Source organism: Massilia sp. UYP11 (genome assembly GCF_050434805.1).
Lineage (GTDB): Bacteria > Pseudomonadota > Gammaproteobacteria > Burkholderiales > Burkholderiaceae_D > Telluria.
This window is the reverse complement of record NZ_JBNDJE010000005.1, coordinates 126610-142403: the sequence shown is the minus strand read 5'-3', so window position 1 is coordinate 142403 and position 15794 is coordinate 126610. Positions and strand designations below refer to the sequence as shown.

At 65.1% G+C, this 15794-nt stretch carries 16 protein-coding genes; 6 read left to right on the top strand and 10 right to left on the bottom strand.

Annotated elements, in window-relative coordinates:
* Positions 1 to 268 precede the first annotated feature (268 nt).
* Positions 269 to 2857: a DNA mismatch repair protein MutS gene (gene mutS / locus ABIB38_RS11105; RefSeq protein ID WP_429203824.1), complete on the top strand. Its 2589-nt coding sequence runs from the start codon at positions 269 to 271 to the stop codon at positions 2855 to 2857.
* A complete protein-coding gene (locus tag ABIB38_RS11100; protein WP_429203823.1) occupies positions 2857 to 3822 on the top strand; it encodes a hypothetical protein in 966 nt (321 codons plus the stop codon). Before mutS ends, ABIB38_RS11100 begins: the two co-directional genes overlap by 1 nt.
* Before the next feature lie 161 nt (positions 3823 to 3983).
* Here ABIB38_RS11100 and ABIB38_RS11095 read toward each other — a convergent pair whose 3' ends face one another.
* The gene (locus ABIB38_RS11095) at positions 3984 to 4517 is read right to left on the bottom strand and encodes an FKBP-type peptidyl-prolyl cis-trans isomerase (protein ID WP_429203822.1); all 534 of its coding nucleotides are present in this window, start codon (positions 4515 to 4517) and stop codon (positions 3984 to 3986) included.
* A gap of 89 nt (positions 4518 to 4606) precedes the next feature.
* Here ABIB38_RS11095 and ABIB38_RS11090 point away from each other — a divergent pair, with 89 nt between their 5' ends.
* From ABIB38_RS11090 to ABIB38_RS11080, 3 genes are all read left to right on the top strand, one after another.
* A complete protein-coding gene (locus tag ABIB38_RS11090; RefSeq protein WP_429203821.1) occupies positions 4607 to 5728 on the top strand; it encodes a JmjC domain-containing protein in 1122 nt (373 codons plus the stop codon).
* 14 nt (positions 5729 to 5742) lie between these two features.
* Positions 5743 to 6222 carry a hypothetical protein gene (locus ABIB38_RS11085; protein ID WP_429203820.1) on the top strand — a complete coding sequence of 160 codons (480 nt, stop codon included), beginning with the start codon at positions 5743 to 5745 and terminating at the stop codon, positions 6220 to 6222.
* Positions 6223 to 6512: 290 nt separating this feature from the next.
* Positions 6513 to 6791, top strand: a complete 279-nt coding sequence (locus tag ABIB38_RS11080) for a hypothetical protein (RefSeq protein WP_429203819.1) — start codon at positions 6513 to 6515, stop codon at positions 6789 to 6791.
* 222 nt (positions 6792 to 7013) lie between these two features.
* Here ABIB38_RS11080 and bamC read toward each other — a convergent pair whose 3' ends face one another.
* The 8 genes from bamC to ABIB38_RS11040 form a co-directional block, all read right to left on the bottom strand.
* Positions 7014 to 8219 carry an outer membrane protein assembly factor BamC gene (gene bamC / locus ABIB38_RS11075; protein ID WP_429203818.1) on the bottom strand — a complete coding sequence of 402 codons (1206 nt, stop codon included), beginning with the start codon at positions 8217 to 8219 and terminating at the stop codon, positions 7014 to 7016.
* 46 nt (positions 8220 to 8265) lie between these two features.
* On the bottom strand, positions 8266 to 9144 hold the full coding sequence (dapA, locus tag ABIB38_RS11070; RefSeq protein WP_429203817.1) for a 4-hydroxy-tetrahydrodipicolinate synthase: 879 nt from the start codon (positions 9142 to 9144) through the stop codon (positions 8266 to 8268).
* A gap of 53 nt (positions 9145 to 9197) precedes the next feature.
* Positions 9198 to 9779 (bottom strand): class I SAM-dependent methyltransferase, encoded by a 582-nt coding sequence (locus tag ABIB38_RS11065; protein ID WP_429203816.1) that lies wholly within the window; start codon positions 9777 to 9779, stop codon positions 9198 to 9200.
* Positions 9780 to 9810: 31 nt separating this feature from the next.
* A complete protein-coding gene (locus tag ABIB38_RS11060; RefSeq protein WP_429203815.1) occupies positions 9811 to 10464 on the bottom strand; it encodes a site-2 protease family protein in 654 nt (217 codons plus the stop codon).
* A gap of 69 nt (positions 10465 to 10533) precedes the next feature.
* Positions 10534 to 11157 (bottom strand): L-threonylcarbamoyladenylate synthase, encoded by a 624-nt coding sequence (locus ABIB38_RS11055; RefSeq protein ID WP_429203814.1) that lies wholly within the window; start codon positions 11155 to 11157, stop codon positions 10534 to 10536.
* Between the two features lie 11 nt (positions 11158 to 11168).
* Positions 11169 to 12053: a protease HtpX gene (gene htpX / locus ABIB38_RS11050; RefSeq protein ID WP_429203813.1), complete on the bottom strand. Its 885-nt coding sequence runs from the start codon at positions 12051 to 12053 to the stop codon at positions 11169 to 11171.
* 119 nt (positions 12054 to 12172) lie between these two features.
* Entirely contained in the window at positions 12173 to 13276 is a 1104-nt protein-coding gene (locus tag ABIB38_RS11045; RefSeq protein ID WP_429203812.1) for an extracellular catalytic domain type 1 short-chain-length polyhydroxyalkanoate depolymerase, read from the bottom strand.
* A gap of 15 nt (positions 13277 to 13291) precedes the next feature.
* A complete protein-coding gene (locus ABIB38_RS11040) occupies positions 13292 to 13708 on the bottom strand; it encodes a CopG family transcriptional regulator (protein WP_429203811.1) in 417 nt (138 codons plus the stop codon).
* 192 nt (positions 13709 to 13900) lie between these two features.
* On the opposite strand from ABIB38_RS11040, the gene ABIB38_RS11035 reads away from it, so the two are divergent.
* Positions 13901 to 14869 (top strand): IS1595 family transposase, encoded by a 969-nt coding sequence (locus tag ABIB38_RS11035; protein WP_429203810.1) that lies wholly within the window; start codon positions 13901 to 13903, stop codon positions 14867 to 14869.
* Positions 14870 to 14932: 63 nt separating this feature from the next.
* Here ABIB38_RS11035 and ABIB38_RS11030 read toward each other — a convergent pair whose 3' ends face one another.
* The gene (locus tag ABIB38_RS11030) at positions 14933 to 15766 is read right to left on the bottom strand and encodes a 3',5'-nucleoside bisphosphate phosphatase (protein ID WP_429203809.1); all 834 of its coding nucleotides are present in this window, start codon (positions 15764 to 15766) and stop codon (positions 14933 to 14935) included.
* Positions 15767 to 15794: the final 28 nt, after the last annotated feature.

The following is a 15794-nucleotide window of genomic DNA, read 5'->3' as shown; positions in this document are numbered from 1 at the left end:
GAAATTTCCCCTATTATTTCAGAGACTTACGAAAAGATATGGCCAGCGGGGGACTGAGTTTTATTATATCCAAATTGAACTGACTTTAGTTCCCTTTCCGCACCCTTCAAATGCGGGGAACAACAGGGCAAACAAGGGCAAATTGGGGCAAACTAAGGAATCGAATTTTGCGCAAGTCGTTGAAATATATGAGCATTAGCTACAACAGGAACTGGCAACGATGAGCGCAGTTTTGAAAAGTCAGCTAACGCCCATGATGCAGCAGTACATGAGCATCAAGGCCGACTACCCCACCATGCTGGTGTTCTACCGCATGGGCGACTTCTACGAGCTGTTCTTCGAAGACGCCGAAAAAGCCTCGCGCGTGCTCGGCATCACCCTCACCGCGCGCGGCAGGTCGGGCGACCAGCCGATCAAGATGGCCGGTGTGCCCTTCCACTCGCTGGACGGCTACCTGGCCAAGCTGGTCAAGCTGGGCGAATCCTGCGCCATCTGCGAGCAGATCGGCGACCCGGCCCTGTCGAAAGGCCCGGTCGAGCGCAAGGTGGTGCGCGTGGTCACGCCCGGCACCCTCACCGATTCCGACCTGCTGCCCGAAAAGGCCGAACGTCCGCTGCTGGCGCTGTGCCTCATCAGTCAACGCAAGACCGTCACCGCGGGTCTCGCCTGGCTGTCGCTCGCCAGCGGCAATCTGCGCCTGATGGAATTCTCGGGCGATGCGCGCGCCGTCGAACAGCGCCTGACGCACGAACTCGAACGCATCGCGCCGGCCGAGATCCTGCGCGCCGATTGCGCCGACATGTTCGAAAGCGACAGCACCAATGTTCACACCCAGCGCGTCCCCGAATGGCATTTCGACGTGCTCAAGGGCCACGGCGCCCTGCTCGAGCAACTGGGCGTGGCCACCCTCACCGGCTTCGGCGCCGACGGCCTGGGCGCCGCGTTCGGCGCCGCCGGCGCGCTGCTGCGCTATGCGCGGTCGACGCAAGGCCGCGGTCTGCAGCACGTGCGCGGCCTGGCCTGCGAACTTGAAAACGAATACATCGGCCTGGACGCCGCCACCCGCCGCAACCTGGAACTCACCGAGACCATCCGCGGCCAGGAGTCGCCCACCCTGTTCTCGCTGCTGGACGGCTGCCGCACCGCGATGGGCTCGCGCCTGCTGCGCCACTGGCTGCACCATGCGCGCCGCGACCAGTCGGTCGCGCGCAGCCGCCACCAGTCGATCGCCGCGCTGATCCAGGCCGAGGCCAATGATGCGCTGTCGTCGACCCTGGCCCAGGTACCGGACATCGAGCGCATCACCACGCGCGTGGCGCTGCTCACCGCGCGGCCGCGCGACCTGGCGGCCCTGCGGGATGGCTTGACCGCGTTACCTGTGGTGCGCGAGCAGGTGGCGCGCTGCTTCATTCCGGGCGACACGTCCCTGCTGCGCGAGATCCACGACGACCTGGCCACGCCCGGCGCGTGCGTGGACCTGCTCACGCGCGCCGTGATGGAAGAACCGGCGGCGATGGTGCGCGACGGCGGCGTGTTCGCGCGCGGCTTCGACGCCGAGCTGGACGAACTGCGCGCGCTGTCCGAGAATGCCGGCCAGTTCCTGGTCGACCTCGAAACGCGCGAGCGCGCCCGCACCGGCATCGCCAACCTGCGGGTCGAATACAACAAGGTGCACGGTTTCTACATCGAAGTCACCAACGGCCAGACCGACAAGGTGCCGGACGACTACCGCCGCCGCCAGACCCTCAAGAACTGCGAGCGCTACATCACGCCCGAGCTGAAGGCCTTCGAAGACAAGGCCCTGTCGGCGCAAGACCGCGCGCTGGCGCGCGAAAAAATCCTGTACGACCAGCTGCTTGCCGACCTGGCGCCGCACATCGGCGTGCTGCAGACCATCGCGCGCGCGCTGGCGCAGGTCGACGTGCTGGTGGCCCTGTCCAGCCACGCGCTGCGCCACAACTGGTGCGCGCCGGTCCTGAGCGACGCGCCATGCCTCACCATCGTCGAAGGCCGCCATCCGGTGGTGGAAAACCAGATCGAGCGCTTCATCGCCAACGACTGCAAGCTGTCCAACGACAGGCGCCTGCTGCTCATCACCGGCCCCAACATGGGCGGTAAGTCGACCTTCATGCGCCAGGTGGCCCTGATCACCCTGCTGGCCTACGTCGGCAGCTACGTGCCCGCCGCCAGCGCCACGATCGGTCCGATCGACCGCATCTTCACCCGCATCGGCGCCAGCGACGACCTGGCCAACGGCCGTTCGACCTTCATGGTCGAGATGACCGAATCGGCCGCGATCCTGAACGGCGCCACCGAGCACTCGCTGGTGCTGATGGACGAAGTCGGCCGCGGCACCTCGACTTTCGATGGCCTGGCGCTGGCCTGGGCGATCGCGCGCCACCTGATCGACGCCAGCCGCAGCTTCACGCTGTTCGCCACCCACTACTTCGAGCTGACCCAGCTGCCCGACTCCCATCCGAGCGCGGCCAACGTGCACCTGTCGGCGGTCGAGCACAAGGACAGCATCGTGTTCCTGCACGCGGTGCAGGACGGCCCCGCCTCGCAGAGCTACGGCCTGCAGGTGGCGCAGCTGGCGGGCGTGCCGCAGCAGGTGATCAAGGCCGCGCGCAAGCACCTGGCGCGCCTCGAAGCGCAGGCGCTGGATGCAACGCCGCAGCTCGACCTGTTCGCGGCGCCGGTCGCCGAGGAAGAGATCGGCGAGGCGCCGGCGCAGACGCCGGCCACGGCGCCGCGCGACGACGGCCTGCGCGACGCGCTCGATGCGATCGACCCGGATGCCTTGAGCCCGCGCGAAGCGCTCGAACGTCTCTACGAGCTCAAACGCCTCGCCGCCTGATGCAAGCACGGCGCCGATCATTCCTGCTGGCCGCGCTGCTGTCCTTCACGGCGCTCGCCGGCGCGATGGACAAGGCGGACAAGGCGGACGAGGGCGCGCACCGGTTCGCGGTGATCGGCAATGGCGCAGGCGGCAAAGGCGACGCGGACGGCGAGGCGCGCCTGAAGCGGGCGCTGGCCGATTCGTCCGAAAAATCATTGGCCTTCGTCGTCATCAATGGCATCAAGGGCGAGAAGGAAAGCTGCGGCGACCGGCTATACCAGGAGCGGCGCGACATCATCGAGCGCGCCCGGCGGCCGACCATCGTGTCGCTGGCCGGCAGCGACTGGACGGCCTGCCGCAACTCGGCCAGCCGCACCAATGCGATCGAGCGCCTCAACCGGCTGCGCGAGCTGTTCCACGGCGAGCCCGAGTCGCTGGGCCGCGAGAAAATCCACCTGACCCAGCTGTCGGCCAGCCCGCGTTTTCGCAGCTATGCCGAGAATGCGCACTGGATGGTCGGCAAGGTACTGTACGCCACCATCAATCTCCCGGCCGGCAACAACCACTACCTGCCGGCGGCCGGCCGCAACAGCGAGTACGAAGACCGGTCGGTCGCCAACCGCTTCTGGCTGAACCGCCTGTTCGCGATCGCGCGCAGCGACAAGGCCGAGGCGCTGGTGCTGTTTTCGGAGGGCGCGGTGCGGCCGTTTTACCTGGACCAGCCGGCGGGGCTGCGCGGCCTGCTGCGGCGCGATCCGGTGGAGAAGGACGGCTTCGAGGCGGTACGGCGCCAAATCCAGGCGCGCGCGGTCAAGTTCGACGGCAAGGTGCTGCTGGTCGACAGCGGCAAGCCGCATGGGAAGAAGCCCGAGATCGAATGGCAGGGCAACCTGGGCCAGCTGTCGGTGGGATCGACGTCGGTCGAGGTGAATGTGAAACCCGGAAAAGAAGCGGCGTTCGCGGTCGAAGACGCGAAGCAGTGATGTTTCGTAGGTGGGTATGCGCAGGAGCTTAGGTTCCCGCCTGGGCGGGAACGACGTGGCAGTGTTGCGTGGAAATCGTGCACTCCCATTTGCCAGCAGCCGAAAGACCGTCATTCCCGCGAAGGCGGGAATCCAAGTCCCTCAGTACACCACCAAAGCAATTACTGCAGCGGCTGGCTACGGAAGTGGTCGCCCTGTTCGCTCTCGTCCATCTCATGATGATGGCCGCCCGCGCCATGCACGTGGCCGTGCTGGATTTCCTCGGCGGTGGCCGCGCGCACGTCGATCACCGACAGCTCGAAGCGCAGCGCCATGCCGGCCAACGGGTGGTTGCCGTCCAGGACCACCTTGTCGTCGGCGATCTCGGTCACGGTGAAGATCACCGGCTCGTCGTCGCCGCCCTCGGCCATGCCTTCGAACTGCATCCCGACTTCGATCGGCTCAGGCAGGCGCGCGCGCTCTTCGACCTTGACCAGCTCTGGCTCGTAGTCGCCAAACGCGTCGTCCGGTTCCACCTGAATCGTCGACGCATAGCCGACTTCCTTGCCGTCGAGCTCTTCTTCGATTTTCGGCAGGGTATTTTCGTAGCCGCCGTGCAGGTACACCATCGGCTGCGCGCCTTCTTCGATCAGGTTGTTCTGGGCATCCGACAGCTTGTAGTTAACCGTCACGACCGTGTCTTTGGCAATCTTCATCGCATATCCTTTCTTTGTAAGCCTTGGATTATACCCCGATGGGTCCAGCGACCGGGTTCCCTACGCTGCCCGGCTGGTTATAATGACGCATGAAAAAATTACCGCTTCTCGGGAATATCACCCCCGCCGAGTTTCTACGCGATTATTGGCACAAGAAACCGCTCCTGATCCGTGGCGCGATCCCCGGCCTCAAACCCCTGCTCACATTCGAAAAACTGGCCGAGATGGCGCGCCAGAATCACGTCGAATCGCGCCTCGTCACCCAGAAAGGCGGCAACTGGGACATGCAGCACGGCCCCCTGACCGAGCTCCCTTCGCGCACCGAACCGAACTGGACGATGCTGGTCCAGGGCGTCAATCTCTATGACGAGCGCGCCGACGAGCTGCTGCGTCAGTTCCGCTTCGTGCCCGATGCCCGCCTGGACGACCTGATGATCAGCTTCGCCACCGATGGCGCCGGCGTCGGTCCCCACTACGATTCCTATGACGTGTTCCTGCTGCAGGCCCACGGCAAGCGCCGCTGGAAAATCGGTGCGCAGCAAGACCTGACCCTGGTCGAAGGCTTGCCGCTCAAGATCCTGGCCAATTTCAAGCCCGAGGAAGAATTCGTGCTCGAGCCGGGCGATATGCTGTACCTGCCGCCGCATTATGCCCACGACGGCATTGCCGAAGGCGAATGCATGACGTATTCGATCGGTTTCCGCTCCCCTTCGTTCCAGGAATTGGGCGAAGCCTTCCTGCAATTCATGGCCGATTCCATCGATTTGCCGGGCCGCTATAGTGATCCAGAATTAAAGCCGGCCAAGAACCCGGCCGAGATTCCGCGCGATATGCTGGACACCGTCACCGAAGAATTGAACAAGGTGCGCTGGGACGAGGAAGACGTGACCGTCTTCCTGGGCGAACACATGTCCGAACCCAAGCACAATGTGTTCTTCAGCGGTCCTGCGAAACCGCTGACCGTGGGGCGCTTCATGGAAACCGCCGCCAAGCGCGGCATCAAGCTGTCCAGCAAGACCCTGATGCTGTACCGCGGCAAGCACGTCTTCATCAACGGCGAGTCGTTCGCCGTGGGGCGCGCCGACAAGGCGGTGCTGGACGTGCTGGCCAACGAGCGCCGCATCGCTGGCGCAGTGCTGGCCAAGGCCACCGACGACGTGCTCGAAGCCCTGTACACCTGGTACCAGGACGGCTGGGTCGAGCTGGGCTGAGGAACGCCCGGCCGATGAACGCACCACGCACGATTGTCTTCGACACCCGCCGCGACTGCGAGGCGCAGTTTCACGCCTGCGTCGGGGCGGCCCGGGCGACCCTGGCGGTGTTCGATCCGGATGCGGCGGTCTTAACACTTGGCAGCACCACGACCGATGCCGCGCTGCGGGCCTTTCTGGCCCGCGGCGGCCGGTTGCGCCTGGCGCTGCACGATCCCTCTCACATCGAGCGCCACGATCCACGCTTCGTGCGTCTGCTGCGCGACTACGGTCACCAGTGCGAGTGCCGGCAAACGCCGCCGGGCCTGCGCCAGCTCACCGATTCCTTCTGCATCGGCGACGACCGGCACATCGTGCGCCGCTTTCATAGCGACCACATGCGTGGTGAAGCGTCCTTCGATGATCCTGGCGCCTGTGAACTGTCGCAGCACCGCTTCGAAGCGATTTGGCAAGAGTCACATCTCATATTGCAAATGTCCAGAATCGGCTTGTGAACAGGGCTAGCCGTCGGCTGGAGACGTCAAATCGTTACAAATGGTGATGATTGGCAGCCGCGTTGCATCTTGTAACAATATGAAGCTTATTCATCCGCAAATTTCTTTCACTACGGCATGTGTTCGCTATTGCGAAACAGTAAAATTGTCTATAATATCAATCAGGAAGGTTCCGTTGCGTCTATGGCGTTAACGCTATTTGTGAAGGCACGAGAATTCCGCCGAGCAATAATTACCGGTAATTATTAATCGCAACAAGTGTTCGTCTCTGTACATTCTAAGGAAAAATCATGAAAAAAACCCTGCTGATCGCCTCCCTGTTCGCTGTGACCCTGGCTGCTTGCGCTAAGAAAGAAGAAGCTCCAGTCGCACCAGCTGCTACCGAAACCCCAGCTGCTGTTGCACCAGTTGACGCAACCGCAACCCCAGCTGCTGACGCAACCGCACCAGCTGCTGCTGACGCTGCCGCTGCTGACGCTGCTGCCGCTGCCAACACCGCAACCGACGCTGCTGCTGCTGCTCAGACCTCGGCTGACCAGGCTGCTGACGCTGCTGCTACCACCAAGTAATTCGTTACTTCGGTAATAAGAACCGGCCTGCGGGCCGGTTTTTTTACGTCTGTCGTTTGATAGTGCGCGCCGAACGCCTGCCCATACTCTACCGTCAGCACAAAAAAGTCGTCCCCGCGCAGGCGGGGACCCAAGTGCTGCATGCGGTATCGAACCGCATGAAAACCTGGATCCCCTCCTGCGCGGGGACGACGTGTTTGAAGCCGGTGACCGGCGTCAGGATTACTTCAACTCGGTATGCAGCAGGTTCAGGATCCTGACCGCGGTCGGGGAGGCATCCGCCTGGCCCTCGTTGTTCTGCACCGTGACCTTGCTGACGTTGGCGCCCTGCTCGGTCTGGACCAGCACGCGGTAGCGCTGGGCTTCCTTGAGCTCGTCTTCCGACTTGCCGCCCCACGAGAACAGACGCTTGAAGAAGCCGTCCCTCTGCTCGGCCGCATCCGGATCGACGTAGCGGACGAAGTAGACGCCCTGCACGCGGTCGCGGTCTTCGACGGTGAAGCCGACGCGGTCCAGCGCCAGCCCGACGCGGCGCCAGGCGCGGTCGAAGCCTTCGTCGACCTCGACCGTGTTGCCCACCAGCCTGGCGTGCTGCGGCGCCACCGGCGCGTTGACGACCGCCGCTTCGGCCGTCGCCACTTCCTTGGTGCCGGTCAGCATCGCGACCATGCGGCCCAGGAATTGCGATTCCAGGCCGGGATCATTGGGGCGCGAGGTCCAGGTGGTGGTTTCGTTCTGCGGGCCGGTCAGGACTTCCTCGGCGCCGCGGTGGCTGACCCAGATCTCGGTCGAGCCGTCCGGCAAGCGCTCGAGGCGGGTGCGGAACTTGTCGCGCTCGCCGGTCGAGTAGGCGCGGTCGAACACGCGGCCGATGGCGTTGCGCACGAAGTCTTGCGGGATCTTCGAACGGTTCTCGACCCAGGCGGTTTCCATGGTGCCGGTGGTGGTCGACTCGGTCTCGATGGCGAAGCCCTGCTCTTCCCAGAACTGGCGCAGCTGCGGCCACAGTTGTTCCGGGGTCTGCCTGACCACCAGCCAGCGCTGGTCGCCGTTGCGCTGCACGCTGACGGCGTCGGTCGAGATCGGGCCGATCTGCTGGTTGGTCGCCATGGCGCCGGGGACGAAGCCGCCGCCGGCACCGGCGGACGCGGCCGCCGCCTGGCCGGACGCGGTGGCGACACCACGGCCGTCGGGGATGGCGTAGCGGTTATCGCGCTGCAGCTTGGTCAGATCGGGCGGCACGTCCAGCGGCGCGGCCTTCTTGGCGCCCTTGTAATCGACCTTGTCGCCCTCGAAGATGGTGGTGCAGGCCGCCAGGCTGAAAGCGAGCGCGGTGAGCGTCAGCACGCGCGCGGCGGCAGGAGCGGACACCAGGGGCGAGAAATTGGAACGCGCGGAGTTGAATCCCGAGTACTTGCTTTTAGTCATGTCGTTCGATATCAGGTCAGGAACCCGAACCCTTGCGGGTCCGGGATTAGGAATGAACGCCGGCTTCCACCAGGGCGGCGCGCACGATCTCGTGGTACTGGGCAGACAATGGCGCGAGCGGCAGACGCAGGCCGGCCGGCATCTTGCCCATCTCCGCCAGCGCCCACTTCACCGGCACCGGGTTCGGTTCGACGAACAGCTTGGCGTGCAGGCCGAGCACGCGGTTGTTGATCTCGACCGCACGGGCGACGTCGCCGGCCATCGCGGCCACGCACAGTTCGTGCATCGCGCGCGGGGCGACGTTGGCCGTCACCGAGATATTGCCGGCGCCGCCGCAGAACATCAGGGTCATCGCGCTCGGATCGTCGCCCGAATAGACGGCGAACGATTTGTCGACCATCTTGAGCAGCTCGATGCCGCGGCCGATATTGCCGGTGGCGTCCTTGATGCCGACGATATTGTCGATCGGCGCCAGGCGCGCGACGGTCTCGTTGGCCATGTCGGCCACGGTACGGCCCGGCACGTTGTACAGGATGATCGGCAGGTCCACGCTCTCCGCGATGGCGCGGAAGTGGCGGTACATGCCCTCTTGCGTCGGACGGTTGTAATAAGGCACGACCTGCAGCGAGGCGTCGGCGCCGCATTCCTTTGCGTGGCGGGTCAGCGCGATCGCTTCCGCGGTCGAGTTGCCGCCGGTACCGGCGATGACCGGGATGCGGCCGGCGACGTGATCGACGGCCAGCTTGACGAGCTCGCAATGCTCGTCGGGCGACACGGTCGCGGATTCGCCCGTCGTGCCCACGATGACGATCGCGTCCGTGCCTTCCGCGACGTGCCAGTCGATCAGCTTGCGCAACGAATCGCGGTCAAGACTGCCGTCTTCGAACATCGGGGTGACGAGTGCTACGATACTGCCCTTAATCATAATCTTGGCCGTGCCATTCAATAAAAAATCTGATTGTAGCGGATAGCCCGCCGCTATGGTTCATTCCTGACCACAATATGGTCGAGCCGGGCCTCGGTTTTGGCAAATGCCGGACCGGCCGCGCACAGGCGCTGCACCTGGGCCGGATGCGGCCGTTCCACATGGCCGTCCTCGTAGGCCAGCACCTGCAATCCGCCGTCTCGCGCCAGTCCCAGCAGCTCGCCGGGCGCCAGCAGGAAGGCGGGATTCGATGGCTTGCCGTAGACTTGGTTTCCTTGTGCAAAGGTTTCGTAGATCAGGATACCATCCGGGCGCAGGCTGGCCGCCAGCGCGGCGAACAACGGCCGGTGCAGGTAATTGGTGACCACGATCGCCGAGAAACGTCCGGCCTCGAACGGCCAGGGCGAACCCTCGGCCTCGAGGTCATAGTCCATCGTCGTGACGTTGGGGCCGGCGCTGGCGGCCAGCGCCTCGGGCTTGCGGTCCAGCGCCAGCACCTGCAGGCCGCGCGCCGCCAGCAGGCGCGTGTGGCGGCCATTGCCGCAAGCCAGGTCGAGCGTTTCGCCGGGCGGCGCCAGGCAAGCGAAGCGTTCGACCCACGGCGACGGCGGCAGTGCAGCTGGCAAATGCGGCATGTTCACGCGTGGAGTATCGGCTTGCATCGGCTCAGAACAGCACGAAGGTGAACGGCAGGACCATCAGGTCCACGATCCAGCGGCCCAGCTGCATCACCGGCATCACCCAGTAGCCCACCAGCTGCATGAACACCAGGCCCAGCACGATGAAGAAGCCGTACGGCTCGATGCGGGCGAATTTCCAGGCCAGGCTGTTGGGCAGCATGCTGGTCAAGACCCGGCCGCCGTCCAGCGGCGGGATCGGCAGCAGGTTGAACGCCATGATCAAGAGATTGGTCAGGATGCCCGCCTCGGCCATGCGGCGTGGGAAGGTTTCGTTGACGCCGAAGAACACCAGCAGCGCGGCGAACAGCAGCCACAACGCGGCCATGATCAGGTTGGCGATGGGACCAGCCAGCGCGACCCAGGCCATGTCGCGCTTCGGATTGCGCAACCGGTCGAACTCGACCGGCACCGGCTTGGCGTAGCCGAACACGAAGGGCGTGAACAGATACATCATGATGGGAATCACGATGGTGCCCCAGATGTCCACGTGCACCAGCGGATTCAGGCTCATGCGGCCCTGGGAGTAGGCGGTGTTGTCACCGAAATATTTAGCGGCGTAGGCGTGGGCGGCTTCGTGCAGGGTAATCGCAAAAAGGACGGGCAGCGCGTAGACAGCGATGTTGCGTATCGTTTCATCCATAAGGCGATTCTATCAGAGGCCGGTACGCACTTGTCCCGTGGAATTCTTAAGCCGCTTATTGACCCAGCATCACAGGCCGAAGGCCGCCGGATCGCCCCTGCCCTCGCGCACCAGCTCCGGTTCGGGGCCGGTCAGGTCGATGATGGTGGTCGCCTCCAGCAGGCCGGCGCCGCCGTCGATGATCAGCTCGATCTGCTTTTCCAGCCGCTCGCGCACTTCTTCCGGGTCGGACAGCATGTGGTCGTCGCCCGGCAGTTGCAGGGTGGTGCCGATCAGCGGCTCTCCCAGTTCTTCGAGCAGCGCCAGCGTGATGCGGTTCTCGGGTACGCGCAGGCCGATGGTCTTGCGCGACGGGTGCGACAGGCGGCGCGGCAGTTCGCGCGTCGCCTCCAGGATCACCGTGTACGGGCCCGGCATCGTGGCCTTGAGCAGGCGATATTGTGTGTTATCCACGCGCGCATATTGCGCGACCTCGGACAGGTCGCGCACCAGCAGGGTCAGGTGGTGCTTGTCGTCGACGCCGCGGATGCGGCGCAGCTTGTCGACCGCCGACTTGTCGTCCAGGCGGCATACCAGCGCATAGGCGGAATCGGTCGGCAAGGCGACGATGCCGCCGCTGCTGACGATCTGCGCCGCCTGCTTGATCAGGCGCGCCTGGGGATTATCGGGGTGTATCTGGAAATATTGGCCCATCTAAAACGTCCTTAAAGTGATTGGCGCAGTTGCTGGAGCGCGGCGATGCGTTGCTCCATCGGCGGGTGGGTCGAGAACAGCGCGCCCCAGCCGCCGCCGCTGCCGGAAATGCCCAACGCGGCCATCGACTGCGGCAGTGCGCCCGGCGCGAGGCCGCCCAGGCGGGCCAGCGCATGCTGCATCGGCACCGGGGTGCCCATCAGTTTCGCGGCGCCGGCGTCGGCGCGGAATTCGCGCTGGCGCGAGAACCAGGCAACGATGATCGAAGCCAGAAGCCCGAACAGGATTTCGCACACGAACACCGTGGCGTAGTAACCGATGCCGGGCGCGCTGTCCTCCTTGCGGAACAGTAACTTGTCGATGAAGAAACCCACCACGCGCGCCAGGAACACGACGAAGGTATTCACCACGCCCTGGATCAGGGTCAGGGTGACCATGTCGCCGTTGGCGATGTGCGCCACCTCGTGGGCGAGGACGGCTTCGACCTCTTCCTGGTTCATGCTCTGCAGCAGGCCGGTCGAGACGGCAACCAGCGCCGAGTTCTTGAAGGCGCCGGTGGCGAAGGCATTCGGCTCGCCCTCGTACACGGCGACTTCGGGCATGCCGATGCCGGCGCGCTCGGACAGGCGGCGCACGGTCTGCACCAGCCATTGCTCGGTGGCGTTGGTCGGCTGCTCGATGACGCGCGCGCCGGTCGACCACTTGGCCATCGGTTTGCTCAGCAGGAGCGAAATGAAGGCGCCCGTAAAGCCGATGACGATGGACATGACCGCCAGGGCGGGAATGTTGAGCCCTTGCTCGGACACGACACGCCCCAGGCCGAGCAGGTTCATGACCAGCGTCAGCACCAGCACGACGGCAAGGTTGGTGGCAAGGAACAGAACAACGCGCTTCATGGCAGACATCCCCGGTGAGTTGATGACAGGATGCCAAGATTGGGCTGAACTGCGGAATATTCAAGGCCCAGCCATGAGCGCAGCAGGCCGGACCGGGCGCGGACCGGGCCGCCGGGGCGTTACCTCTGCAGGAAAAAGCGCAGCATCTCGCGCGAGGCGCAAGGGCCGAGCGCATCGGTGTGCGAACCAGCCGCATCGCCGCCCGTCCAGGTGTGGCCGGCGCCGTGCACGATCCAGTGCTGCGCCATCGCGCGCCCTTCTTCGTCGCGCCAGGTGCGGCAGGTACTGCGCCGTCCGCCCTGCGACGATTCGGCTTCGCTCGCCTTCAGCGGCGTGGCGCGCAGGCCGGAATGGGCGCCGACGAATTGCGCGAGCACCGCTTCGCCGTTGGCCGGGCTGACGACATGGTCGGCGTCGCCATGGAACACGATCACCGGCACGGCTTCGCGCAGGCTGCGCGAGCGGCCCGGCTTTTTCATCGCCTGCAGGCCCGTGATCATGTCGCGCGCACTGCCTGCCGGCAAGCCGGAATGGACACCGATCGCGGCGAACAGCTCCGGATACTCGGCGCCGAGCACCGCCGCCATCGCGCCGCCGGCCGACATGCCGGCCACGAACACCTGCGACGGCTCGGCATCGTGCTCGCGCATCACCTGGCGCGTCATGCCGGCGAGGACGCCCGGCTCGCCCGCATCGCGCGCCTGGTGGCCCGGCTCGAACCAGTTCCAGCAGCGGGAATGGTTGGCGCGGCCATCCTGCTCGGGGTACAGCACCAGGAAGCCCAGCTCTTCGGCCAGCGCATTCATGCCGGTGCCGAGCGCGAAGTCATCCGGGTTCTGTGTGCAGCCGTGCAGCATGACGACCAGCGCACGGCGCCCCTCGGCCGGCTTTGCGGGAATGTACAGCTTGTAGCGGCGGCTGCCCGCTTCGCAGTCGTGGCTGCCGGCGATGAAGCGGCCGGGCAGGTGCGACGCCGGACCGGCGGCGGGACGAGGCCCGGCTCCGCCTGCGGTCCGTGACTTCGGCTTGCTCCAGGCCGGCGGCGGATTGAGGTCGACGAATTGCGCCTCTTGCGGCGGCGTCGCGGCCGGTTGCTGGGGCGCGAGCAGGCCCGCCTGGGCCAGCGCCTGCTGGATGATATCGGTGGCGGCGTGCGGGTCGCGTGCCTGCACGCGGCGCGCCGATTCCATCATTTTCTCGATGAACTGTTCATAAGGTTTCATATTGGTATTCCTGTTTCAGGATTGAATGCGGTCAGCCAGTGCTTCACGCACGGCTGGCGGTGCGATGAAGGCGCCCAGTACCTGGATCGATGCGATGACCTCCCTGGCCAGGGCGGCCGGCACGTCATCCTCGATGAGCGCCAGGCCCAGCACGTGGATTTCAAGCCGTTGCCCCGATGCCGCGAGTTCAGTCAGCTCGTGCCGGGAATAGCGGTACATCCCCATGACGTAGCGCTTGCGGGTGACGGTTTGCCGGATGGCGTCCGCATGAACCTGTAACTGATTGCGGATCGCTGTCCGTACGAAGTCGGTCCTGTTGGAATAAAACCCTTCTTCCACCAACAGATCGAGCTGGGCCAGATCGACCAGGCCCACATTCACCGTGACCTTGTCGCTGTCGGGCAGTCGTTGAGATTGGCTAACGGTCTTCATCGCGATTTATACTCCTCATATACTCTGATTGGAGTATAGATCGAATGAGACAGCTGCGCCGGGCACGGCCGGATTTATTTGACGACGTTATCAATAAAATAAAAGGCGCTGTCATCGTCAGCTGTGGATGAGCATTGAACTGCTGAGCTGACCCGCGGTCCAATCCCGGTCGTCATCGATCGGGAGCGTACGATGAAAGCGCCACAGTTTGCGCGGCTGTTCACCCAGCTGCCAAAGCTGAACCAGCCACAGCGCCAGAAGGTGCTCGCCGCCCTGCATCCGGCAGCCGGGCTGGACCGGGTGTCCGCCCTCATCGGCGAGATCCGGTCAACCGGGCGGCGCTGCCCGGATTGCGCCTGCGAGCGCTGCCACCGGCACGGCCAGGCCAACGGTCTGCAACGCTATCGTTGCTGCGCGTGCGGCCGCACCTTCAACGACCTGACCGGCACGCCGCTGGCGCGGCTCAGGCTCAAGGGCAAGTGGCTCGATTATCTTGAAACGGTGTTTGACTCCCGCTCGGTCCGCTCTGCGGCCAAGCGTGTCGGCGTGCACCGCAACACGGCATTTCGCTGGCGTCATCGCTTTCTCGATCGGGTCAAGGACGACCGCCCGGCGCGTCTCTCAGGCATCGTCGAAGCCGACGAGATGTTCCTGCTCGAATCGCAAAAGGGTTCACGCAAGCTCGATCGCCAACCGCGCAAGCGCGGCGGCAGGGCCGCCCTGCGCGGGATCTCGCATCATCTCGACTGCATCCTGGCGGCGCGCGACCGCAGCGGCCGGACCATCGACGCCGTGACCGGACGCGGCGCCTTGACGACGGCGCAGCTGGTCAGGCACCTGCTGCCGAAACTCGATCCCCAGGCGCTGCTAGTGACGGACGCCAACGCCGCCTATGCCGCCTTCGCCCGCACCCATGGCGTCGCGCACCAAGCGGTCAATGTCAGCGCCGGCGAACGGGTCCGCGAGGGCGTCGAGGGCGCCATTCATGTTCAACACGTGAATGCCTACCACCGGCGCTTCAAGGAATGGCTGGCGCGCTTCCATGGCGTGGCGTCACGCCGACTGCCCAACTATCTGGGCTGGCATTGGGCGCTCGATGGCGGGCGGGTACCATCTGTCGAGCAATTGCTGCGCATCGCATTCGGGGTCATCAACAGCTAACGGGTACAGCGCCAAATAAAAACCCGCCTGAGGCGAGTTTGTGGGGGGGGGAAACAGTACAGGTCAGAACCAGTCGTGCCATACGGGCGTCACGCCGGACGGCAGCGGGGGCAATTCAGCGAACTCGACCCGCGCCTCGCCCGGCGCATGGAAATCGGTGCCGCGCGAAGCCAGGAAGCCGTAGCGCCGCGCCACCTCGGCATAGGCCTGGTACTGGTCCGGCGTGTGGCTGCCGGTGACGACTTCGATGGTCTTGCCGCCCAGCTGGCGGAACTCGTCGAACAGCACCCCTTCGGCAGTGGCGCTGAAACGGTAGCGGCCCGGATGCGCGATCACGGGAATGCCGCCGGCGCCGCGGATCCAGCCCATCGCTTCGCTCAGCGTGGCCCAGCGGTGCGGCACGTAGCCGGGCCGGCCTTCGGTCAGGAAGCGGCGGAATACTTCGGAGGTGGTCGCGCACACGCCGATCTCGCACAGGAAGCGCGCGAAATGGGTGCGCGACATCAGGTCGGGATTGGCGACGTAGCGCAGCGCGCCTTCGTAGGCGCCGGGAATGCCGGCCTGCTCCAGCTGGGCCGCCATCTCGCGCGCGCGCTGCTCGCGGCCGTTGCGGGTCGCGGCCAGGCCCGCGACCAGGGCCGGATTGTCCTCGTCGATCTGCAGGCCGACCACGTGCACGGTCTCGTTGGCCCAGGTGACCGAGATCTCGACCCCGGCCACGAAACGCATGCCCAGGTCGCCTGCCGCCTTGCGCGCGGCCTTGATGCCGCCGACCTCGTCGTGGTCGGTGAGCGCCCACACGTCGACCCCGCCCTTGCGCGCGTAAGCGGCCACGTCGGCTGGAGCGAGGACGCCGTCGGAGACGGTGGAGTGGCAGTGGAGGTCGACTTTCAGCATGGGGCAAATGAGGTATCTGGAACGACAC